The sequence below is a fragment of the Bacillus sp. SJ-10 genome (assembly GCF_002843505.1).
GTDB classification, from domain to species: domain Bacteria; phylum Bacillota; class Bacilli; order Bacillales; family Bacillaceae; genus Bacillus; species Bacillus velezensis.
This window is the reverse complement of record NZ_CP025258.1, coordinates 2,293,077-2,317,797: the sequence shown is the minus strand read 5'-3', so window position 1 is coordinate 2,317,797 and position 24,721 is coordinate 2,293,077. Positions and strand designations below refer to the sequence as shown.

The 24,721-nt window shown below is 50.5% G+C and carries 3 protein-coding genes; all 3 read right to left on the bottom strand.

Going from position 1 to position 24,721, the window contains the following annotated elements; translation table 11 throughout:
• Positions 1-32: 32 nt before the first annotated feature.
• Genes CXL14_RS11820 through CXL14_RS11810 form a run of 3 tightly spaced genes read right to left on the bottom strand, consistent with a single transcriptional unit; the run spans position 33 to position 24,707 of the window.
• Positions 33-5,759 carry a type I polyketide synthase gene (locus CXL14_RS11820; RefSeq protein ID WP_053284910.1) on the bottom strand — a complete coding sequence of 1,909 codons (5,727 nt, stop codon included), beginning with the start codon at positions 5,757-5,759 and terminating at the stop codon, positions 33-35.
• 39 nt (positions 5,760-5,798) lie between these two features.
• The gene (locus CXL14_RS11815) at positions 5,799-12,095 is read right to left on the bottom strand and encodes a type I polyketide synthase (protein ID WP_053284911.1); all 6,297 of its coding nucleotides are present in this window, start codon (positions 12,093-12,095) and stop codon (positions 5,799-5,801) included.
• Positions 12,096-12,113: 18 nt separating this feature from the next.
• Entirely contained in the window at positions 12,114-24,707 is a 12,594-nt protein-coding gene (locus tag CXL14_RS11810; protein ID WP_101287803.1) for a type I polyketide synthase, read from the bottom strand.
• Positions 24,708-24,721 lie beyond the last annotated feature (14 nt).

Below are 24,721 nucleotides of genomic sequence, written 5' to 3'. Positions count from 1 at the left end.
AATTAAATTTGCTCCGTCATTTTGACAGGCAATCAGATAGTCACAAATTCATGAGGGTTCATTCCCTCGATCGGAATCGGCTTGGTCAGCTTCATCAGCCCCATGCGGGAGATCGGCTGCGTCAGCAGAGTTTCCAGCGCCTGCATCCCTTCCGCCCGGCTGATCAGCCCGAGACCGATTGCACTCAGTCTGTCAAACTCTTCAGAAATGTGATTGTCAGCCCGCTCCCAATAACCCCAGTTCATCACTTTGACCGGGCATGACAGCCGTCCGGAAAGCTCATGGGCAAATGCGTCTTTAAATGCGCACCCCGCCGCATAATGACTTTGATTCGGATTCTTAATATATGAAATAACCGAAGAGAAAAAGAGAATAAAGTCCAAAGACTCTTTCGCAAATACTTCGGCAATGTTGACGGAAATATCCACTTTCGCCGCAAGACCGGCGTGAAACTGTGATTCTTCCATATCTTTTACGCTTTCATTCGCAAATACCATCGCTGAATGAACGACGCCGCTGATGGTGCCGTATGTGTTTTTAATCTGTTCATAGGCGCGCTGAAGCGATGGAAGATCAGAAGCATCTGCGGCTATATATTCGGGAGCCGGGCCTGATGGCCGGTACCGGTCTATTTTTTGGCGTATCCGGCTGTCCAGCGGCCGCCTCCCGATCCAGACGACTCGGGCTTTATACGTCGTCACTATATAATCTGTCCAAACCTCGCCGATGCCTCCCGCACCGCCGATGATGACATATACGCCTCCATAGCGGTAAGGAACACTTTCAGACGGCCCGCTTTGGACCGGAAGCAATTGAGGCCTGTACCATTCCTGATGTCTGCGCACCCATGCTTTACCCGTACGGTCGCGGGGCAGGCTGAATATGTCTTCTGCGGGGAAAACCCCCCCGTCTTCAAGATCGACCAGACGGATGTGCCAGCTCGGATGTTCTTTTGCGAGAGACCCGACGAAACCGTGCACACTGGAATGAGCGGGACGCACCTCATCATATTGGGTGATAGGCTGTGCTTGGTGCGTAATCACCGTCATCCCGAGCTGCTCTTTTCCATACCCGAGACCGATAAGAGCTTTGGCCGCTCTGAAAATTTGCAGCACCCCGCTTTTTTGATCATGGCTGTCAGAATCAGCCGGCTGAGGGGCAAACCAGATCATATGCTGAATCTCACCGAGACGGCGGAGCCGATCAGATATCACTTCAACGGAAGCACTTTGGCCGATATCAAATCGCACAGCTTTAGGAAACAATCGTAAAACCGCGTCCGCCTGCCCATCTGTACCGCCTATGATGACAGCTTTTGCTTCAGAAATGGGGAAGCCGGTTTGGTTGTCTATCGGTTCCGCGTCCCATACCTGCATCAGTTTGACGGCTCCGGTAAGGTTACCCGGCAGATCGTATTGCTTATTATCGGTTACGGCCGGCGCACTTTCGGCCATCCGGGCAGAAAATCCTTTTATCCTTACACACACATTGCCGCGTTCATCACATATATCAATGTCCATTCTTCGCACGGCCGGTGTTTCATGCGTCACAAACACGGCCGCCCACATGTTTGGACTGCACGGATGAAAAACGGTCAGTTCATGTAATTCAAAAGGCATTAACGGCTGCTCCGGATAACCCGCTTGATCTTCATTCATAACGCCGATGGCCGCCTGAAAAGCGGAATCAATCAGACTCGGATGGAGCACAAACTGTTCGGCTTCATCAGAAACGGAAGCAGGGAGCACCAATTTAGCCAAGGCTTCTTTTTCCCCGCAATAAATGTGATCAATTCCTTGATGTGAAGGTCCGTATACAATTTCCGCCTTTGCAAACGCCGCATAGCAGTCTTCTTTTGACAGCACTTTTTTGCGGCAGCGCGCTTTCAGCTGTTCAATATGCAAAACCGGCGCCTCAGACAGCGGCTCAATCACAGCGCTGCCTTCACAATAAATGTCTGAATCGTTTTCATTGCTGTACACTTGAAATGAAACATTGCCGTTATCCTCCAAGGAAAGCCCTGTCGTCATACGCAGCGGCTCTTTTTTGTGAACGGCCTGGCGTATCCAGCTGATATACCGCAGCGAAATGCCGGTTTTAGCCGTGTATTCAGCGGCTAACGGCGCGGCAGCCAGTTCAGCCGCGGCTCTCGCCATTTCAAGATAAGCCGCCCCGGGGAGAACACGCTTGTTTCGGACGATATGATCAGCTAAGAAGAATTCATCTCCGTTCAGTATCGTACTGAATTTTTGTTCTAACAAATCTGATGTATTGCGGTGAAGCAGCGGGTGAAGCCTGCTTTCTGTATTTACGGAAGTGACGGTATGATCGGGCTCCGGTATCCAATATCGTTCCTTTGCAAACGGATACGTCGGCAGACTCATCCTGCGCGGTTTCTCCTCCTGATACAGCCGCGTCCAATCTATCTCAAATCCTTTTGACCACAGCTCCGCAAGTTTTTTGTAAGTGCCGCTGTCCATCCATTTTCGGATCAGCTCCTCCGTATCCTGATCATCGTTCAGGAAACCCCTGATTTCCGTTCCGCTATCAGACCGCCCTTGAAAGCAGCCGTCAATCTGCCGTTTTCGTTCTGTAAATTCGGTTAATTTCCTGATCAGGTCCGCTTGATCGTTCACTAAAAAAACAAGCCGTTCTTCCATTGCCAGCCGTCCCGTTTGCAGCGTATACGCCAGTGACCGCAGGGAAAAAGATTCATCAGGCTGCTTATCTAAACCGGACTGGCCGAAAAGACCGGAAAGAATATCCTTATGTTTCTCATCGTTTGTAAGACATTCTGCTAAAGTCCGGACGGAAGTATGCTGTATGAGATCAGTCATGTCTATTGCCAGCCCGTATTGATCCGTCATCAGCTCAGAAAACTGTGTCAGCTGCATGACATCCAAGCCGAATTCCTTCCAATCCTGTTCACCATCTACCGAGCCGGCCTCTACATGCAGAACATCCGCCAGAACACTGCGCAACGCATTTTCCAGCTGATTTTGCATTGTAACTCTTTTGTCATGAAGCGGCCCGCTTCCTTCAAGCGCTTTATCTTTGAGAAACATCAGCAGCCGGGCAGCGTATTCCTTCAGCCGCTCCGGATTTTTCGCTGATAGAGGCACGATATACGGTCTCTCTTGATTCTCCGTAATGCCGGGGTTTTTGGGCCTGTACTCTTCTAAAATGAGATGAACGTTTGAACCCGTCGCCCCGAATGAACTGATGCCTGCGCGTCTCGGACAGGAATGTTCACGGCCGTTCTCTGTATACACCGGCTTTTTCCATGACTCGGTTTTTTGCTGCACGTAAAATGGCGAGTCCTCTAAACGGAGATACGGATTAATCGTCTCTGAGTGCAAAGAAGGGACAAGCGTTTTGTGAAACAGCTGCAAAACCGTTTTATGAAGCCCGCTGATCCCGGCGGCTGATTCCGCATGTCCGATATTCGATTTAACGGAACCGATCGCACAAAATTGCCGATCCTCCGTAAACGTGCGGTAAGCTTTAACAAGACCTTGTATTTCAATCGGATCTCCTAAAGAAGTTCCGGTTCCGTGCGCTTCCACATAAGAAATCGTCCGGGGATCGATCCCAGTCTTTTCAAGGCATTCAGCTATCATATCCCCCTGCGCCACGGGGCTCGGCACGGTAATCCCGCTGACGGTTCCCACGTGATTGACGGCGCTGCCTTTTATCACCGCATAAATATGATCCTTATCTTCTTCGGCTTTGTGGAGCGGCTTCAGCAGCACGGCCCCGATGCCGTCAGCTGAGACATAGCCTGTGCCGCCTTCACCGAACGTGCGGCACAGCCCGTCACTCGAATGCATATCCATTAAGCCGTATGTGATATATTTTGTCGGGTGCAATGATAAATTGACGCCTCCGGCAAGAGCTGCTTCACATTCACCGCGTCTCAGACTTTCCGCCGCCATATGGACGGCCGTCAAAGATGACGAACACACCGTGTCAACCGCCATGCTCGGCCCGTGAAAATTGCAAAAATATGAAACACGGTTTGCGATCGGCGCATAGTTCAAGGGATAAGGAAAGACCAGCCCTTTCGCCGCAGCTTCAGCGCCGGCGAGAGAATAATCCATATGCATCACCCCGGCAAACACACCGACGTTCATTCTCTTATTCGGCCCTTTCGGCTGAACGATTGTTTCCGGGGTGTAGCCCGCATCCTCAATCGTTTCCCAGCATGTTTCCAAAAACAATCGTTCTTGCGGATCTTTAGCTTCTGCCTCCCGCGGAGAAATCCGGAAAAATTTCGCATCAAAACAATCCGGATCGTCTATAAAACCGCCCCATTTGGAAATCGGCTTGCCGGACGGCGATCGCAAATGCTCATATGTCCTCGTATCCCAGCGGGAACGAGGCACTTCCGTTACGCTGTTTTCTCCATTTTTTAAATTTGTCCAAAATTCACGAAGATTTTTGGCGCCGGGGTACCGTCCCGCCATCCCGACGATCGCAATATCTCCATTCTGCGTTCCGGCTGATGCCGACTTTTTCACGCGGATTTGGGTCGTCCTCTTTTTTTCCCGGGGCAAAGGCTCAGCACTTGAATGTCCGCTTTGAGCATGGCCGAAACCGGCTCCGTAATGTTCGCACAAATATCCCGCCAATTCCGCGATTGTCGTGTATTCAAATAACAGCGTCGGCAGTAGCTGCGTTCCGATTTTTTGTTCAATTTCCTTCACCATGTCCAACAGCCCCGGAGAATCCAGCCCCATTTCATAGTAGCCGATATCCGGGTCAATCTCTTTCACAGGTTTGTTCAATCGGGCGGCAAGCAATTCTTTTAAATAAAGGATGCACTGTTCAGTAAGGCCGGCGGAAGCCTCCGCACGGCGGGGCTCAGAAGGCGCCGGTTCCGCTTGCGGAGCCGGGACGGCATTCCGCCCGTCAGGTTCTTTCTTTTGCCGTTTCTGATTGATCAGTTCCGGGTCCCTCACCAGTTTATTGGCGAAGTTTTTCAGTTCGCCGACTTTTCTGCCTTCCTCATTGAAAAACTCCATTGTCACGTAAACGAGATCTTTCTTACGGGTGACGGATTCTTTTTTTATCTTGGTGATACATGTTGTCTGCAGCAATTCGGCGCAATAAAACGATTCATAAAACAGCGGCAGAAATAATTGCCCCTCCTTCCTCGTCAAAGGAGCGAGGTATACATTGGAGCCGATGCTGCTCGCATCTATCAATGCGGGATGAAACATCGCCTCTTCTGCATGTTCCAGCTGATCCTTTTGCACCGACAGATCAATATAAATCTCTTTTTCAGTTTGGTAGACGCTTCCGCAGCCTTTCATCATTCCTGAATGAACCAGTTCTTGATCCCTGCATTCCGCGTAAATGTCCTCAAGCGGTATTTCTGCCGCCGTTTGTTTTACGGCATCCATCCGGACGCTCTCTTGGAAGCCGGCGGGCTTGACGGAATGCATTTGCGCCGCGGCATATACCTTTGTCTCTGCTGCTTCGTCACCTTGTTTTTGCCCTTTCACCTCCACCTTCCACTGCTCTTCGCCGTTCTCTGTACAGTCAACGGAAAGCAGGATTGATTCTCCCTGTTCAGGAGCTAAAGGGTGAAAAATCGATAAGTGCCTGAGTTCAAGGCCGGCATGAAAAAAACCGTTTTCTCTGAAAGTCTGATAGATCAGGTCAATATAAGCCAGACCCGGCAGCAGTTCCTTTCCATAGGCTTTATGATGTTTCAGAACGGGATGCTGATTGTTAATAAGAAGCTGCTCTTGCATATGAACTTCCTCCATATCGACGTTCAATTTTCAGCGCAATCAGTAAGTCTTCATTTGTTTCCAAAACGTATTCGGGCGGGACTTATGTGCGTTTTCATGCAGGCTTTCGGCTTTGTCCGGACGAATGGGCCGGCGTTTTAATTCCTGTCTCGGCAAAGGCTTTCTGACCGGGGTATACGCCTCTTGCTCCCAGGCTTCCACTATGACATGGGCATTCGTCCCTCCGTCAGCGAAGCTGCTGACGGCGGCAATCCGCGGTGAATCCGTCCATTCACGCAGCGCGTGCGAAAAATAAAACGGCGAGGCGGACAGATCGTAATGCGTCATCGGCTCTTTGCCGGAAAGGAAAGGCACACGTTTTCGGCGCGAGAGCATAAGCACTGTTTTAATGAAACCGGCAATCCCTTCAGCACATAACGGGTGTCCGATATTCGGCTTCATCGACCCCAATTCGCAAGGCGCGCTGTTTTGCATACGGTATACCGCTTCAATCGCCCTCAGCTCCAAAAGATCCGTTACTTCAGAGCCAGAACCGTTTGCTTCAATGTAGCTGATATCCTCCGCTTTTCTGCCGCTTTTGGCAAGCGCCTTGGCCATCACTTCTTTCTGCGCCTGTATATTCGGTGTGGCAGGCCCCGCGGTTCTGCCGTCATTGTTTACGGAAATGCCTTTAATGACCGCATGAATCCGGTCCCCGTCTTTTACAGCCTGGGCCGCTGTTTTTAAATACACCATTCCGACGCCTTCTCCCAATACGATGCCGCCGGTGCGGCGGTCAAAAATATGAAACGCAGGCTCTTCACTTAACAAATTGCGGAGTTCGAACATCCGGTGGGTTTGACCGGATTCCAGCAGACTGACTCCCCCGACCACCGCTGAGTCGATTTCACCGCAAGAAAGCGCCTGTATCGCCATATTCATACCGACAAGCGCTGAAGAACAGGCCGTATCCAAAACAAGACTCGGCCCCTTCAAATCAAAGAACTGAGAAAGATTGGCCGCTAAGTAATTCGGGCCGGCGGCGACTATCGGATTTTTTGCATGCTTCAGACGGTTTTCGTCAGGCATACTGCCCCCGCGTCCTCCTAAATAGACACCGGCTGACCTGCCTTTCATTTCTTGTAACGAGTAACCGCTGTCTCTGAACAGATGAAGCGCCTCTTCTAATAAAAGAAAGGACTGGATATCCATTGCCTTGATGTCTTCTTCGGGAATAAGGAAAAACTCCGGGTCAAAATGCGTTACATTTTTTAAAAGGCCCGCATAATCCGCCTTCTCCGTTTTCCAGCGCTCTTTCGGCACCCTTTGAATGGCTGACGTTCCTTCAGACAGCAGCTTCCAATAAGCTTCAATTGATTCAGCTCCCGGAAAACGGCAGGACATTCCGACAACAGCGATATCTTGCGCCGCTGCACCGCCAGAAGGCTGAATGACAGCGGCTGCCGTTTGTTTGGGAACGTCCGGGATTACAGGCTGAACCGGTTTTGAAACGGCAGCTTTGATTTCCGGATATGCTGTTTCAAGCCATCCGGCCAGCGCAGCAACCGTAGGGTATTCATACAGCACCGCCGGGTCAAGGTCAGCTTTGATCCTCTTTCCGATCGCTCTGGACACTTGGGCAAGCATGATGGAATCGGCTCCGTAATCTTGAAACGGTGTATCAGATTCAAATCTTGACGGCTCCAGTCTTAATTCCCGGCAGCAAATGCCCGTCAGCCACTCCTCAACGCTTTCTGTATCGGCCTGTTCCTGCTTCTTTGTTTCGGTAAGGCCGGATGAAAGCAGCAGACGGCCAGGCTCCCATTTTTCCGGGTGAATGACGGCCGGCATAATAACAGACCCGCAATCGCCTGCCATAATGGCATCAAACAGGCTCAGCCCTTCTCTGTCAGTGATGCTCTTTAAACCGCTTTTCAGATAGGCCCGGCTTTTTGATTCGCCCATACCCGTTTCTTTCCAGCTCGGCCATTGGATGCTCAGCACCGGAAAACCTTTTGCGGCCGCAAAATAATCCATATAGGCGTTAGCCATGGCATAATCGCTTTGTCCCGCTCCTAATTCCGGCATCACGCCGGACACTGAAGAAAACAGCGCAAAAAACCGGAGAGGCTCCTTGTGCAGCGCTTGATACAAAAGGTCCAGTCCGTCTGTTTTAGGCTCAAGCACGGTCATCATCTGTTCTCTTGTTTTGCGGATAAAGGCCGGATGATCGAGATCTACGGCTCCCGCCGCGTGTATCACGCCTCCTATCGGCCCCATCTTCTCTTTCACCCGGCTGACGGCCTGCTCATATTCAGGGCCGGAAGATACAGACAGCACTTCCGTTCGGACACCTTTTTGTTCGAGCTCTCTGATTCTTCTCACTTTATCGGAAAACGGGGAATTCCGTTTGACATGATCATCCCACTCCGCTTTCGGAGGCATTGTTTCTTTTCCGGTAAGCACGAGTTTCGTGACTCCGTATCGTTCGGCAAAATGCCGGGCGAATAAATATCCGAGTCCCCGGGTTCCTCCGGTGATCCAGAGCACATGGTCTTTCGGAAATGAAAATTCTTTTTCTGCTAAGCTGTTTGTTTCCTTTAACCGCGCGTGATAGCGCACACCGTTTCGGTAACACACTTCGATGTCTTCAGAATCGCGAAAAAACTCCTCTGCGATCTGGTTTGCCAGCTCAGGATCTTCGGCAGTCTGTTCTGCATCCATATGCCGCGAGCGAATATCCTTATACTCACTTTGGAGCATCCGGTACAATCCGGCCTTTTTTGCACCTGAGAGATTTATCGTTTCATTTGCAAAAGGTTCAAGCCCCTTTGTCACACAAAGCAGCTGAAGCTTTCGGCCGCGGTTTCTGTTGTCAATGAGAGACTGCAGACGATGAATCCAGCCGTCATCATGATTGATTTCCGTCCCGCATCCGGTCACATCAATCAGACCGCCAAACCGGGCCGCGTCCCCGGATATTTCCGGTGATGCAGCGTCAATGATTTCAGACTCGGGGAAATAACGGGACAGCTCAACGGCCAAATTTCCTGTCTGGTGATCGGCGGCTATTCCGATGACGCCCCGCACTTCCTTAACCGGAACACTGCTGCTTTCTGCCCAGCTTTTCTGTAAAAAGCGGGTTTCACGAAATGTTTCAGAATGTGTTTCAGCACCGCGAACATTGTCAGGCGCTGCATCGTCCGGCCAATACCGATCCTTTATAAATGGATAACCGGGAAGGCTGATGCGGTGCGGCAGGCTGCCGTTATAAAGCTCTGACCAATCAATCTTCAGCCCTTTTACCCAAAGTTCCAGAAGCTTCGCGAATTTTTTTCGTTTCATCCATTTACGGACGGCTTCCTGCATATCTTCATCCTTAAAAACGGCTAGAATGTCTTTATACTGTTTGCTTTTCCCCCTGAAGCAGCCGTCTGTCCCGCCGTCAATAAAACGCTGCAGTTTTTCCGCTAACTGCTCTGTCGACGTCACGATAAACGCCGCACGTTCTTCCATCGCTTCTCTTCCGGTTTGAAGGGTGTAAGCCGCATCCCGGAGGCTGCGGTCTGTGACGTCATTTTTTCTGATCGCTTGAAGAAGCTGCTGCGCCCGCTGCTTCAGGCTGGCCTCCTGTTTGGCGGATAATAAAATGACTGCGGGATCTTCATCTGTGAATGGCTCAGAAATCTCCCTATCAGGTTCAATATATTCTTCTATCAATATGTGGGCATTTGCCCCGCCCGCGCCAAAAGAAGAGATGCCCGCGATTCTCGGAATCTCCTTTTGCGCTCCGTTTTCCTCAATGACCGGCCGCTTCCAGTCTGCCAATTCACGCTGCACCACAAACGGCGTCCGGTCAAATGCAATATTCGGATTCAATTTTCGGCAATGTAATGAGGGGGCAAGCTTTCGTTTTTGAAACTGGAGCAGCAGTTTCGTTACACCGGCAATGCCTGCCGCGGCTTCCAAATGCCCGATATTGGATTTAACTGAGCTGATGGCGCAAAAGCCTTTATCTGACGTTTTCGTTTGAAATGCGCGGGTCAAACCGTCAATTTCGATCGGATCTCCGAGTTCAGTGCCCGTGCCGTGGGCTTCGATACAGCTGATCATCCGCGGATGTATTCCTGATTTTTCAAGCGCGCCGGAAATCACGTCAGCCTGGGCGCTCGGACTCGGCACTGTATACCCGTTTGTTCTGCCGCCGTGATTGATATGAGTGCCGCGAATCACCCCGTAAATACGGTCCTTATCAGCTATCGCTTTTGACAGCGGCTTTAACAGCACGGCTCCGACGCCTTCCCCGGGAACAAATCCGTCCCCGCCTTCACCGAAACTTTTGCACGTTCCGTCTTTTGAAAGCATTCGATAGGCGCTGAGCTCCGCATAAGCCGAAGGATGCGTATACACATTCACACCGCCGGCAATCGCCATGTCGCATTCGCCGCGAAGGATGTTTTCACACGCTTCATGAATTGCAGTCAGAGAAGACGAGCACATCGTGTCGACCGGCATGCTCGGCCCTTTCAGATTAAGAAAATAGGAAACTCTGTTGGCCGCTGAACTGAACGACGTTTTCGGCTGCAGGGCGCCGCCGTTTTTCCAGTACATTCCGTACCCGTTTTTCGTAATGCCCGCAAAAACGCCGACCCGGCCGTTATACAGATTCTCAAGCTGTTCCTTCGTATAACCGGCATCCTCCATCACCTGCCAGCACATTTCAATAAAGAGACGCTCCTGCGGGTCCATATTCAAAGCATCACGGGGTGAAATTTGAAAAAACAGCGGATCAAAGAAAGCGGCATCTTTCAGAAACCCGCCCCGCTTACTGTAACTTTTCCCTTCTTTCACGGCCGCTTCGGGAACAGGGTTGTAGTACTTGTCCTTTTCCCAGCGCTCTTCGGGAATTTCCGTCACACAGTCTTTTCCGGCTGCTAAGTTATCCCAGTACGCTTCAAGTGTTTCAGCTTGCGGATAACGTCCGCTGACTCCGATAATCGCAATTCCTTCTTTTGTCTGGTTCTCATTGGAAAAAGAAGGCCGTTTCTTTCGCTTGATAAACGACGGAAGCACCGGAAAATCTTCATTTGCCAAAACCTGTTCTGATACGCCTGAACGGTGCTCATCATCATTTGTCCATTTTCGGCATTCTTTTGGATAATCCGTGACAAAGTGAGCTGCCAGGGAGCCCAGTGTCTTATATTCGTAAAAAACCGTTTTGGAAAGGTCACCGAAAAGCAGAGACAATTCGCGATTCAATTTCGTCACAGTGACTGAGTCGATTCCGTAGGTTTCCAGCGGCTCTTCAGTATCTATGTTGGAAACAGCAATTTTTGTAGTCAGGGCAAAAAGCGTTTTGAGCTGAAGAAGCGTTTGTTCATACAAATGTTCACTGCGGTGTTCGGCACTGATTTTTCCGGAAGCGCCCGTCTTGATGACAGGCTGCAGCTTCAACCCCGACAGGGAAGCCCATATTTTTCCTTCTCCGTCACATAAATCAATATAAAAGCTCCCCGCCTTCTCTTGTATCTCGGCCCATACCTTGTCAGGACAAGATTCATAAAACAAAAGCTCGTCCAATGAAACCGGGGCGAGCGTTTTATATTCTTTGCCGCCAAGCAGCGCGCATGCCTTTGTCACACTTTGCATCACACAGGGAGGGAGGCCGAATCGGGCGGATTCTTTTTGGTTTGTCAATGGGATTGATATATCTGCCAGCATCCGTCCTGCTGAGGCGTAAATACGCTCAATTCCTTTCATGTGCTCACTGTATTGAACGGTATCGTTCTGAGTGATGGCTACAATTTGCTGCTGATCCATCAGGGAACCGCTGTTTTCCTTCAAGCGGCTGATATCCAGCATGCCGGGCGCAGTATCAACTGGCTGAATCGTCCCTTGGCTGTACACATCATGATGACTGTAATCGGCAGAAAATGGATTATAAATCTCAAACCTTTTGGCTTCACCCTCTGCGGGTATCAGCCTGATTTCGATATGGAACGGCTCAGCCTCAGTCAGAATGGGCTTTGACCACACGATATGCGTCAGCCGGACAGCCTCAGTCTCCTTTACTGTCAAAACAGCCGCAGCTCTCGCCATTTCCAAAAGAAGTTCTCCGGGCATAAGCTTTTTACGCTGTAAAGAAACATCAGCGAGAAAAAATTCCCGGCCGCTGAAAGCTGCCGAGAATCCCTGTCCCGTTTCATCGGAAATATGCTGCTGAGCAAGCGGATGAAGGGATGCCGCTTGGCGAAGTCCCATCCGCATATCATAATCGCGCAAAATGCCGATCGCATCCTGTTTTGTCATTTTTTTATTTTTGACGTCAGAAAAAACCCGGTGCAGAAACTCTTTCATATGGTTTCCTCCATTACGCTAATCCCTGTAAAAACCGATCGTTCTTTTTACAGCGGCTTCTATGCTTATTTCGTTTCTCTCCAATTCATCAAGCAGGTGTTCATAAGTCTCAAGCGGGGACGTATCAGTCTCATAAGTCTCCCGGTGCCTTATATGCTGCGCTCTGTGCGGTATCCAGCAATGTGTTTTCGCAAAAGGATAGACGGGCAGGCTGACTTTTTTTGGCCTTTCGTCCGGATATAATTTATTCCAGTCGACATGTAAACCTTGCACCCATAATTTTGCAAGCATTGCATACTTTCCTGCTTCCATCCATTGATCTACGGTCCCGCTCATTTCTGCGTTGTCCGTCATCTCTGTAAACAGCTGTTTCATCGCTTTGTTCCGGCCTGTAAAGAAATTCTGCCCCGTCTCCTTGCCGCTGAGGAAATCATTCAGCGCGTTCGTAAGCTCTTCTTTTGTTTCAGCAATGACGGCAAGGCGCTCTTCCATTTCATCCCGGCCAAGCTGAAGCGTATAAGCGATACCCGCAAGATCTCCGTCAGCTGAATGTGACTTTTCCAAATATCTGCGCAGCTGTTCCGCACGTTCCTTCAGCTGTTCCGCCGTCTTTGCCGAGAGAATGAATAAGGACGGCTGAAGTTCACCGGCCGTCCATTGTTTCTCTTCAACAGGAGAAACATATTCTTCGAGCACGACATGAGCATTGACACCGCCAAATCCGAACGAGCTGACACCCGCTCTCCGCGGCAGTTCATTTCCGCTATCATCAGTCGCCGCTTTCCACGGCTGAGTGTCGCGGACGAAATAAAACGGGCTGCCGTCGAGGCTGATATATGGATTAACGGTTTCACAATGCAGACTTTTAACGAGCGTTTTGTGCTGCATCTGCAAAATAATTTTTAAAAGCCCGGCCATGCCGGCGGCAAGCTCTGTGTGGCCGATATTCGTTTTGACGGAACCGAGGCCGCAATGAGGCTGATCGGGCGCCGTTACTCTGGCTTTCTGATAAAGCGCTGCAAAAGCCGCTTTGAGTCCGTTGATTTCTATCGGATCTCCGAGCGCCGTTCCCGTGCCGTGGGCTTCAATATAACTCACTGTACGGGGGTCGATGTTCGCTTGCTGATACGCTTTTATCATGACTTCTGTCTGTGCTTTCGGATTCGGCGATGTAAGGGAAGCCGCCCGTCCGCCATGATTTTCCGCCGTTCCGCGAATAACGGCATAAATACGGTCGCCGTCACGTTCCGCAGCGGATAATGTTTTCAAAACAATCATGCCGGCACCTTCAGCTCTGACATACCCGTCCGCTTGATCGGAAAATGTTTTGCAGCGCCCGTCTTCACTGAGCATTCCCGCTTTATTAAAGCTGATATGCATATCCGGCGACACAATGGCATTGACGCCTCCTGCAATCGCGATGCCGCAGTCTCCGGCCTGAATTGCCCTGACCGCACGGTGAACAGCGACCAATGAGCTTGAACAGGCGGTTTCAATCGGTTCGCTCGGCCCATGTATATTCAGAAAATAGCTCATGCGGTTCGGACCGATTGACGGAACCGTTCCGGCGGCGGAAGAACCCTCAATCTCTATATGGAACTTTGAAGCTTCCTGGGCGTAACCGCTGTTTGTCGTGCCTGCAAAAATGCCTGTATTTGTACCTGAGAGGCTTTTGGCAGAGCAGCCGGCATCTTCAATCGCTTTCCATACATGCATCATTAAAAGTCTTTGCTGAGGATCCATCATTTCGGCTTCATGCGGAGAAATACCGAAAAATAAAGGATCAAATTGAGCGGTTTCATCAATGAAGCCGCCCCACTTTACATTGCTCGCATTTTTATCTTTCTGCGGATCTCCGTAATACTGTCTCCAGTCCCAGCGCTCCGGCGGTATTTCAGAAATGCAGTCCTTTTCTCCGGCTAAATTCTCCCAAAACATTTCCGGATTTTCAGCCATTGGAAATGCACAGCTGATTCCGATTATCGCCACGGGCTCAGGTGCAGCTGCGGTTTTTGTTTTAGGAAGGCGGGACGGAATCGAGAATGGCTCCGTCTTCATTTTTTTACGCACAACCGGTTTCTCCGTTTCTGTTTCTGCCTGTGAGCCGAATGTATCCGGATGTTCCGTCAGCAAGTATTGGGCAAAACTAAAGACTGTCGGGTATTCAAAAAACACGGCCGGTGTCAGTTCAAGCCCATACGTTTTATTTAGTTCATTTGCAAACTGCGTGAATGAAACCGAATCAAAGCCATAATCTCTCATCTCTGATTCAGCATCTATCTCGTCTTCTTTCACCTTCAGAATGCCTGATATCATATGTTTGAGTTCTGCTTGTACTTTATTCGGCAGATGGACGTGCGTCTTCCTTGACACATGAATGCTACGGGACGGTTCCGGCGCTTCAGGCATCAGGTTTTTTCGAATCCGTTTTTCGTTGCCTTCTGCCACCATGACCTGGTGTTCTCCGGAGGCAAAAGCGGCGTAAAGCGCTTGGATGCCTGAGGCCGATCGCATGGCTTTCATTCCGGTCTGTTCATACATCAGAAGCTCTGTCTCTTTGTCCACGCGCATACCGCCTTCTTCCCAAAGCGGCCAGTTGACGGACAGGGTCTGCCCGCTCCGCTTGTTGTCCCGCACGAGACGGTTTCGGCGGGCTGCATAAACATCCATAAATGCGTTGGCTGACGCATAACTGGCCTGCCCCGGATTTCCCACTCCTCCCGCCAAGGAAGAAAACAGGATGAAAAAGTCCAGCCGCACATCTTTCGCTGCTTCATCAAGATTGATAAGCCCTTTCACCTTCGGCGCCATGACGGTCTTCCGTTCGTTTTCTGTCTGGTTCAGAATGTAATTGTCAGCGATCACGCCTGCGCCGTGAATGATCCCGTCGAGTGTTCCGTGCTCCTCCTGTATGCCGCGGACGAGGGCGGTGACCGCCGCCCTGTCTGTCACATCTACTGGTTGATACAGTACGCGGGCACCCGACGCTTCCAAGCGCCGTAAGCGGGCGGAGCGGTCTTCATCAAGCGCTTCCGTCCTCCCCGTTAAAACGAGGACGGCGTTTTTGACGCGGGAGGCTATTTCTTCAGCGAAAATCAGTCCGATGCCGCCCGCTCCCCCGGTGAGGAGGTAGACCCCTTCGTCTTTCCACGGAACGGTACCGCTTTGAGGGGCCGGCAGATGACGCCAGTTTCTGACGAGACGTTTGCCGTTTTCATAACGGATTTCCGCTTGTTCAGGATGGGCCCGGTTTTCTTTCAGCTTGGCAAGAAGCGATGATGCTGACTCGTCCGGATCGGCTTGGATGACTTGGCCGTACAGCTTCGGATGTTCAAGGTGAGCCGTTTTCAGAAAAGCGGCCAGCCCCGCCAATACATTGTCTTCCCCCCTGTCGGGGACAAGAAGCTGGATCAGCGTTTTTCCCTTCTGTTTTTCTCTGATAAGACGCGTGACGATCGCTGACAGCTCCGCCGCGCAGGCGTCATAACGGTCTTCAATCGGTCCTTCGCCGTCAGCCGCACATACGGCGCCGCTTATGTCCTCAGCATTCATTCCGCCATACAGCGTCACGTATCTGAAAGACGCTTCTTGTCCGCCTCCCTCACCCGGCGGTGATTCCTGCCACTTTGGCTGAAGCAAGAGCGGTTTTTCCTCCGTGTCCTCTTCCAGAAAACGGGCGGTGAGTCCCGTCAATCGGACACATACCGCGCCGTTTTCGTCACACAGCTCAATATGATAGGCGCCTTCCGCTGAGGAAAGCACCGCCCACATCGTCTCCCGGCACGCAGAAAACACCTGCATATCCTGCAGGGCAAACGGCAGAAACGGCCGTCCGGACGCGGAACCGTCTGAGAGCACAAGACCGATAGAAGCCTGAAGGGCGGCGTCCAGCATGCTTGGATGCAGGATGAACGGCTCCTTTTCTTCGCGGGCGGACGGCGGAAGAGTGAGCTTCGCGAGCACTTCTCCGTTTCCGGCATAGACGGCGTCAAGCGCCTGATGCGACGGTCCGTAGGTGATGCCGAGGCTGTCGAACGCTTCATAACACTCAGCCTTTGACATGCGCCGGCCGCCGCAGCGCGCCTGAACCGCTTCCACATCGAGAACAGGAGCACGCTCCGTCTCTTCGAACACGGCCTTTCCCTGGAAAAAGACAAGCGGCTCTTCCCCTTCGGCATACGCTTCAAAAGCGATGTCTCCGTTTTCTTCCGGCTGAAGCTTTACATGAAGCGTCACTCCTTCAGAAAGCGCCGTCACCGGCCGGAGCCAAACAATCTGTTTGAGCCGGACACCCGTTTTCCCGCCGGGCAAGTCTTCAGCGGCAAGTGTAACGGCGGCCCGGGCCATTTCTAAAGCAGCTGCGCCCGGAAGCACCGGTTTTCCATTGACGATATGATCGGCAAAAAACGGTTCATGCCCTGAAAAAACAGAAGTAAAACGCTGGGCGGTAAAGGTCGATGTATTCGCGTGGAGCAGCGGGTGAAGTCTGGCTGCTTTCTCACTTTCCGCTGAGCCTGTTTTGTCAAGTGACACATCAGCTTTTGTCACCCAATATCGGTCTTTGGCAAAAGGGTAGGCCGGGAGACTGATACGGCCCGGGTTGCGCTGATAAAGAGCTGACCAATCGACGTCAAGTCCTTTAACCCAAAGGTCAAGCAGCTTTCCGTATTTCCCTTTTTTCAGCCAGGCATTTATGGTAAGCGCCATATCTTCATCAGAAGTGAGCGAAGCCGCCAATGAATGATGTTTGGCTGTCCTGCCCCGCCAGATATGAGCATGGTCGATATTATGATCGTTTGAGAAACTCATAAGCTTCATTTTCAGTTCTTCTATCGACTCGGCCGTAAATGCAAGCCGCTCAGCCATCGGTTCTCTTCCCGCCTGAAGCGTGTAAGCGATCTTGGCCAAATCCCCGTCAGAATGTTTTTTTCTTATGAGATCATCCAGAAGCTGGCGGGCGCGCTCTGTCAATTGCTGCTCATTTCGCGCTGATAAAATAATAACAGCCGGTTTTTGCGGAGAAACAGCTGCGGTTTCCATTGGTTTCAGGCTGTCAGACGGCACATATTCCTGAATGATGACATGCGCGTTTGAACCTCCTGCTCCAAACGAGGAAATGCCGGCAATTCTCGGATATTCCTTCATTTCACCCGTGATATTCAAGACAGGTCGTTTCCATTCCGTTTCTTTTTGCTGTACGAAAAACGGAGTGTGCTCAAACTCAATATTCGGATTCAATTCCGCCGCATGCAATGAAGGGGCAATCCTCTTATGTTTCAATTGCAAAAGCAGTTTGGTGATCCCCGCAATCCCGGCAGCGCTTTCTAAATGTCCGATATTTGATTTAATGGAACCGATGGAACAAAACTGCCGGTCTTCTGTTGTCAGGCGAAAAGCTTTCGTTAACCCGTCGATTTCAATCGGATCACCGAGCGCAGTGCCCGTTCCGTGGGCTTCCAAGTAACTGACCGTTCTCGGGTGAATGTCTGTCCGTTTCAACGTCTCTGCGATCAGATCAAACTGCGCTTTCGGATTCGGCACCATATAAGCGTTTGTCCTGCCTGCTGCGTTCAGCATGCTTCCTTTGATAACGCCGTAAATATGATCGCCGTCTTTCTCCGCTTGAGCAAGCGGCTTTAACACAATCGCCCCTACTCCTTCACCGTCAACAAAACCGTCCGCACTGTCTCCGAAAGATTTGCATTTATCACCGGGAGACAGCATTGAAAAAGCGGACAGCCGCTCATAGTGGGCCGGATCAACGATAAGATTGACTCCGCCGGCAATCGCTGTTTCACTCATTCCGCTCCGCAGGCTTTCTGCGGCGAGATGGACAGCTGTTAAAGAAGAAGAGCATGCTGTATCCACAGCCATACTCGGCCCTTGGAAGTTGAACAAAAACGATACTCTGTTTGCGATAGACCAGTCGCTGGGGACTGTCGGGTAATTGCTGTTCATCACACCGACAAAGACTCCGATTTTCCGGCTGTCACAAAGCGCGGCCGGGGTGTACCCCGCATCTTCAATGCTTGAATAAGCAGTCTGCAGAAACAATCTTTCCTGCGGATCCATCCTTTCAGCTTCCGCGGGAGATATACGGAAAAACAGCGGATCAAATGTATCAATGTCATCGAGAAAACCGCCCCATTTTGAATAAATGGACCCCCATTTTCCGCGTTCCTCGTTATAAAACGTTTTCCAGTCCCAGCGATCTTTCGGCACTTCAGTAATAGAATGCCTGCCGGCTTTTACATTTTCCCACAGCTCATCAACGTGATCGGCGCCCGGATACCGGCCTGACAGACCGATGACAGCGATATCCTGGACATAGGGATCTCCGTTTGTCCTGCTGCCTTCCTCGTTTTGAGGAATCTTGTTTTGTTTTACATTCAGATTATCTGTGTGATCAGACAGCTGCTCCTCACGCACACCCATCGCTTTCATAAATGCTCCCCGCTGAGAAAGAAGCAGGTAATCCGCGATTTCTTCTATCGTCTGATATTCAAAAAAGAGGGTGCTGGTCATTTGGTCAAACACGTTACGAAAGGCATTTGTGAGCCGGACGACCAGAATAGAATCCAAACCGTATGCGGTTAAGGAAACCGACGGATCCATTCTCCCGCTCGGAATCTTCAGCGTTTTTCCTATTAATTCCGTCAGATATGTGATACCCCGTTCTCTTACGTTTGGAATCGGCGCGACGCTTTCTGCGGGAGCCTGCACCCGTCCGGCGTTTTCGGGATGAGCCCGTCCATTCCCGAATTGCCGCTCGAGCGCTTCTTTACGGGAAGACAGAAAGTAATCAGCAAGCTCATCAATGGTTTGATATTCAAAAAACAAAGTGCTGCTGACAGAACCGAAGACGTCTTTTAACGCGTTGGTCAGTCTGACGACCAGTATGGAATCCAATCCGTATGCGGTTAAAGGTTCATGGGATAAAAGACGATGCGCCGGCACTTTAAGCGCTTCACCGATTACCTTCTTCATCAGTTCAACGCTTTTTTCTCTCAGGCTGAAATGCAAGGTATCATCCGAAAGACCATCTGCGTCATACGGACGGCACTCCGGCTTTTCTTCTGACGCCTGCAGGAGGGCAAGCCTGACCGTTCCGTCACTTTCAGCCGCTATAATCTGCTGGCCTAAGTCGTGTGCGGCTTCAGCCGGAAACAGAGGATGGACGAATCCTTCAAGCGAAAGCGCTTCCGCCCAGCCGGCCGGCTCAACCCCCGGACAGCCCGGAATCCGTAAATCATGATCCTCATACAGCCACCAGCCTTCAAGAAGGCCGAACGTCACATGGTTGAATATGGTGCGGCTGTTGATCTCATTTAAAAACAGCTGGCCGTTTTTTTGCAGCATTGCTTTCGCATGGCGCAGCGCAGAGCGGATATTTTTTGTCGCATGAAGCACATTGGTCGCGATCACTGCGTCATACGTGCCGATGTCCGGCGCTTCTGTTGATACCGGCTGCTCAGCGTTGAATATTTTATAAGTGACATAAGGATATTCCGGACCGAATATGTCTTCTGCATGTAAAAGAAATGCTTTAGAAATATCCGTGAAACAATATTCGGCAATATGCGCTTCATACGGTTTCAATTTTCTCATGACCGCGGCGCTCGTCCCGCCCGTTCCGGCTCCGATTTCTAAAATGCGGATTTTCGCCTGCGGGTCTTTTTCCAGACGTTCCCGCAGAACTGCAATCAATGTGTCAGCAAGCTTGTCATTGAAAAAATCAGAAATGATATTATTGCGGTAAATGCCTTCCACAAGACGGAAGGAGGAGTCAGGGAACATCACTTCCGTTGCCGGAAGCTTACCGGTTAAAATGTCTGGAAGCACACGCAATGTCTCTTCTGCCAATCTGACATGCGCCCTCATGTCTTTCTGGCGCAGCCAAGTCTCTTTTTTCCGCTCCCATTCCTCCCACACCTGCCCTAAATCCGTTTTTTCCGGAGCAAGCGCTAATTCAGTCAGGAGGACAAAGCTCTCTTTCAGCCATCTGCTGTATTGTTCCGTTATGCCGGCAGCCGATTGAAATAACGGCAAAGCCTGATCAAGCCCGGCTCCCATCTCATAAAGGGTTGATACAAGCATTTTTTCAATAAGGGATTCCATATCTCTCATGCAGCTCATGACACTTGATGCTTTTAACCGCTCAGCTTCGTCATTCTGCATGATGTTAACCGCTAATTGTCCGAGTGCGGAAGGAATCTTTTCCGGATAAACCGTTACTTGTTCTTTCAGATCGTCCTTCATAAAAAGCGGATCTGTCGTTTTAATCAGCGCCAGCTGGTCATAAGGTCCGGAAAGCAGGGTTTCCAGCGTTTTCATCGCTTCGGGCGCCTCAATAGAAGCGATTCCGTCCCGCTCCATCCGTTTCCGGTATTGTTCTGAAGCGACAACGCCGACACTTCCCCAAAAGCCCCAATTGACAACTTTTACAGCATACGGCGCTTTCTGTGAGATCCGCTTAGCAAAAGCGTCCTTAAACGTGCACCCGGCGGCATAATTGCTCTGTCCCGGCGCTTTCTGAAACGACATCATCGAAGAGAAAAACAGCAAGAAATCCAGGGGTTCCCCTTCAGCTACCCGGGCAATCTGCAAGCTCACATCAGTTTTTGCAGAAAGTGAAGCGCGGAACTGATCCTCTTCCATATTGGCAAAACTTCGGTCTGATAACACGATGGCGGAATGAATGATTCCGCGGACCTTTCCATTTTCCTTCACAATGGTGTCATACGCCCGTTTGAGAGAGTCATAATCCGCAGCATCCGCGCTGAAATATTGCGGTGCGGGACCTAAAGCCGCAAGTCTTTTCAGCTTTCTTTCAATCTGTGTATCTTTTTTCCGTCTCCCGATCCAGACAATTTTCGCCTGATAGGTCTGAATCATATATTCAGTCCATACTTCTCCTATTCCGCCTGCTCCGCCGATAATCACATAAACCCCGCCGTGCCGGTATAATGAAGGCTCATCTGCATGAGGCCGGCAGACGGCCAATTGCTGCCGGTGCCACTGACCTGCGCGAAAGACCCACGGATTTCCCTCGGGGTCCGCCGGTAAAGAGAAGACATCAGGAAGATGCCGGTCTCCCCTTTGAGATTCCAAATCAAGAAGCCGGATGCTCCAATTGGTGTATTCTTTTGCGAGCGACCCCGCTAATCCGTGTATGCTTGCATGACTCGGATTGACCTCATCATGTTCATGAATCGGCTGTGATTGAAACGTGCAGATTGTCAATGATAGTTGTTCCGTGTCAAAATTCAGAAGCAGAAGCGCTTTTACCAGCCGGAAAAGCTGCATGACCCCGTGCTCCTGTCCCTCGGCCGTATCCGCATCATAAACGGATGGAATGGGATGATCCGGCGCCGCCCATATCATGTGTTGAAAAGAGCCTTGCGCTTTCAGTGTTTCAGCCATTTGTTCCGCGCTGTCCAAAGAAGTGATGTCCGGAAAACGGACATCGGAATACATCTCTTTCAAAGCCTGCTGAACATCCGGCCCGGCCCCGATGACGATTATTTTTTCTTCACGCATGAAAGACATGCCGGTTTCCGGAATGGTGACGGTGTTCCAAACCGGTGTCATAAGCAATTCCGTTTCACGGCTTTTCTTCGGCGTGACGCCGGCTTTTTGGTTAAACCCGGCGCTTTCCTGCACCTCTTTTATGATAAAATCTTTCACTGCCGCCAGCAGCACGCCGCGGTCATCACAAATATGCAGATCAAATTGGTGAACGGAGGCCGCTTTTACCTCCGCATGCACAAATACGGTTTTCGCTAACGGTTCAAGCAGCTGTATTTCTCCGAAGGAAAACGGTACGATAAGCGCAGGCTCTTTTTGAAATTGCAGCACATGCGCCATTGCAGTTTGAACAGCGCCATCCATTAAGGACGGATGCAGGATGTACTGTTTAAAATCGGCTTCCAAGTGTGACGGGAGCGTTAATTTGGCCAGTGCTTTGCTTTCTGTATAAGAGAATTCGCGGATGACCTGAAAACTGTCCTTTTGCACGATTCCCGCCTCAGAGAACGAGTGATAGATGTCTTTCGGCTCCGTTCTCTGCGCAAATGGCGCCGGGAGCTGAAAAGCCGGGGCCTCAAAAGACGCTCCTTTTTCTTTACAAATCACTTCTCCTTGCGAAAAGAGGGTGCCATCCGCTCCTTTTTCTTTAATGACATAGCTTATACGCTCTTTTTCTGCTTCAAACTCTATCATGACGGATCTTAGGTCTGTCCCTGTCACAATCGGCTCCATGTACCACACACTCTGAAGAGAGACGACCGGGCGTTCTCCCCACAATTCCGCGCCGTATGCCGCCATTTCCAGATGACAGACTCCGGGAAGCACATATTTTTCGTTCACTAAATGATCTTTAAAGAAATATTCATCCTTGGAAAATATCTTTTGAAACATCCCTTTCCGGGCGGATGAAATATTCTCATCAAGCAGAGGATGCAGCGCTTCACGCCTTTTGGTATTTTGGGGCTTTTTTATATACCGCTTTTTTTGATCGGTCAGCCAGGACGTTTCCTTTAAAAACGGGTACGTAGGAAGCGGAACTTTCTGATACGGCGTTTCCGGCTTTTTGCAACCTTGAAGACCTTTCACCCACAGCGCGGCAAATTTCTCAGGATCTGAAACGGATTGGCCTGAAACGTCCGGCCGCCCGGGTGACGCTTTTCCGAAGTAAATATGCCTTTCGTCTCTGTGACCGCTTACAAATCCGTCCAATCGCTGTTTCAGCTCAGAAAGGGATGATGCAATGACAGCAAGCCGGAAGGAGAAAGGCTCTCTGCCTGACAATAGGGTGGCAGCGATATTTTCCAGACTGTATCCGCCGGCAGAAGGCAGGTTTTCCAATCGGGCAAGAAAGGAGCTTAATTTCCCGGCATATTCTTTCAGCTGCTGTTCGGAATGTGCGCTTAATACGACAGCATGCGGTTTTTGCTCAGTATTCTTGTCCGCTTGCCGTTTTGGCTGATAAGCACCTACGATCAGATGGGCATTAGAGCCTCCTGCGCCGAATGAACTGATTGCGGCGATTCTCGGTTTATCTCCTTCAGCCGGCCACGGCCGGTTGTTTCGGACGACATAAAATGGCGAATCAGAAAAAGAAATCTTGCGGTTCAGTTCCGCGGAGTGCAGACTGGCGGGAAGCGTTTCATGTTTCATGCTTAAAAGCACCTTGATTAAACCGGCGATCCCTGCAGCCGCTTCCAAATGTCCGATATTGGATTTCACCGAGCCGATTCCGCAGTCATTTTTCTCATCGGTCTGTTTATCAAATGCCATAGACAGGCCGCGTATCTCAATCGGATCGCCGAGCGCCGTGCCGGTTCCGTGAGCTTCAATGTAGCTGATATCCGCCGGACTTACCGCGGCTCTGTTTAGAGCGGATAAAATCAAGTCCCGGTGCGCTTCCGGATTCGGCACCGTATACCCGGTCGTTTTGCCGCCGTGATTAGTGGCGGACCCCTTAATGACACCGTAGATGTGGTCTTTGTCCGCAATCGCTTTTTTCAATGGTTTTAACAAAACGGCTCCCGCGCCTTCGCCGGGCACGTAACCGTCTCCGCCTTCACCGAAACTGCGGCATTTTCCTTCAGAAGACAGAAAATGCGATTGGCTTAAAAACATGTATTTTTGCGGATGTAAGCTGAGGTTGACGCCTCCGGCCAGCGCCATTTCACAGTCGCCCGACATAATGGCCTGACAAGCCTGATGGACGGCGACAAGCGATGAAGAACACGCCGTATCAACAGCGATGCTCGGGCCATGGAGATCAAGGAAATAAGAAACCCGGTTCGGAATGCCCCAATATAAGGAGCCGGGGCCTTTGTACTGATCTTTAAGGAAACCTTCTTCGTGTGCAATTAATGAATATTCATTCCAGGTCACTCCGGCGAATACACCGATTTGATCCGTCGGCCTCGCCGCCGGGTTCCCGTAACCGGCATCCTCCATCGCTTCCCAGCAGCACGTGACATACAATTTTTGCTGAGGGTCCATTAAATCAGCTTCCCACGGGGAAACAGAAAAAAACAGCGGGTCAAATTGATCCGGATGATCAATAAAACCTCCCCATTTACTGTATGACGCGTATTCTGCCGTTTTCTCTTCCGAGTAATAAGAGCTGTCCCATCTATCCTCTGGGATTTCGGAGACACAATCTTTATTTTCTATTAAATTGGTCCAAAAATCATGCTGGTTTTCCGCTTTCGGAAACATCCCGCTCATTCCGATAACCGCAATATCAGAGCTCCCGTCCGTTCCCGGTTCAGGCACCTTTTCAGCCGCCTGTACAGGAAGCAATTCTTCTTCCTGCCGGCTTCCCGTATCAGGCTCCGTTTCTTTGAATTCAAGAACGCTTTCGGGATTTCGTTTCTGCGCACTTAAAAATTCACTCAATTTCTCAATGTTCGGATATTCAAACAGCAGCGTTTCAGAAAGGCCGGTAAATTCTTTATGCAATATGGTCATGATTTCTTCACTGATGAGAGACGTCACGCCAAGAGTAAAAAAAGCGGTTTTATCTTCCGCTTCGGTCACCTCGGCACCCAGCTTTTGCGCTATTACCGTTCTTAAAAATTCGTTAATACATTTCATGAGGATACCATCCC

What these genes read in the sequence shown, in the direction of transcription:
- CXL14_RS11810 (WP_101287803.1), bottom strand. Translation starts at nt 24,707, where the DNA reads ATGAAATGTATTAACGAATTTTTAAGAACGGTAATAGCGCAAAAGCTG.
- CXL14_RS11820 (WP_053284910.1), bottom strand. Translation starts at nt 5,759, where the DNA reads ATGCAAGAGCAGCTTCTTATTAACAATCAGCATCCCGTTCTGAAACAT.
- CXL14_RS11815 (WP_053284911.1), bottom strand. Translation starts at nt 12,095, where the DNA reads ATGAAAGAGTTTCTGCACCGGGTTTTTTCTGACGTCAAAAATAAAAAA.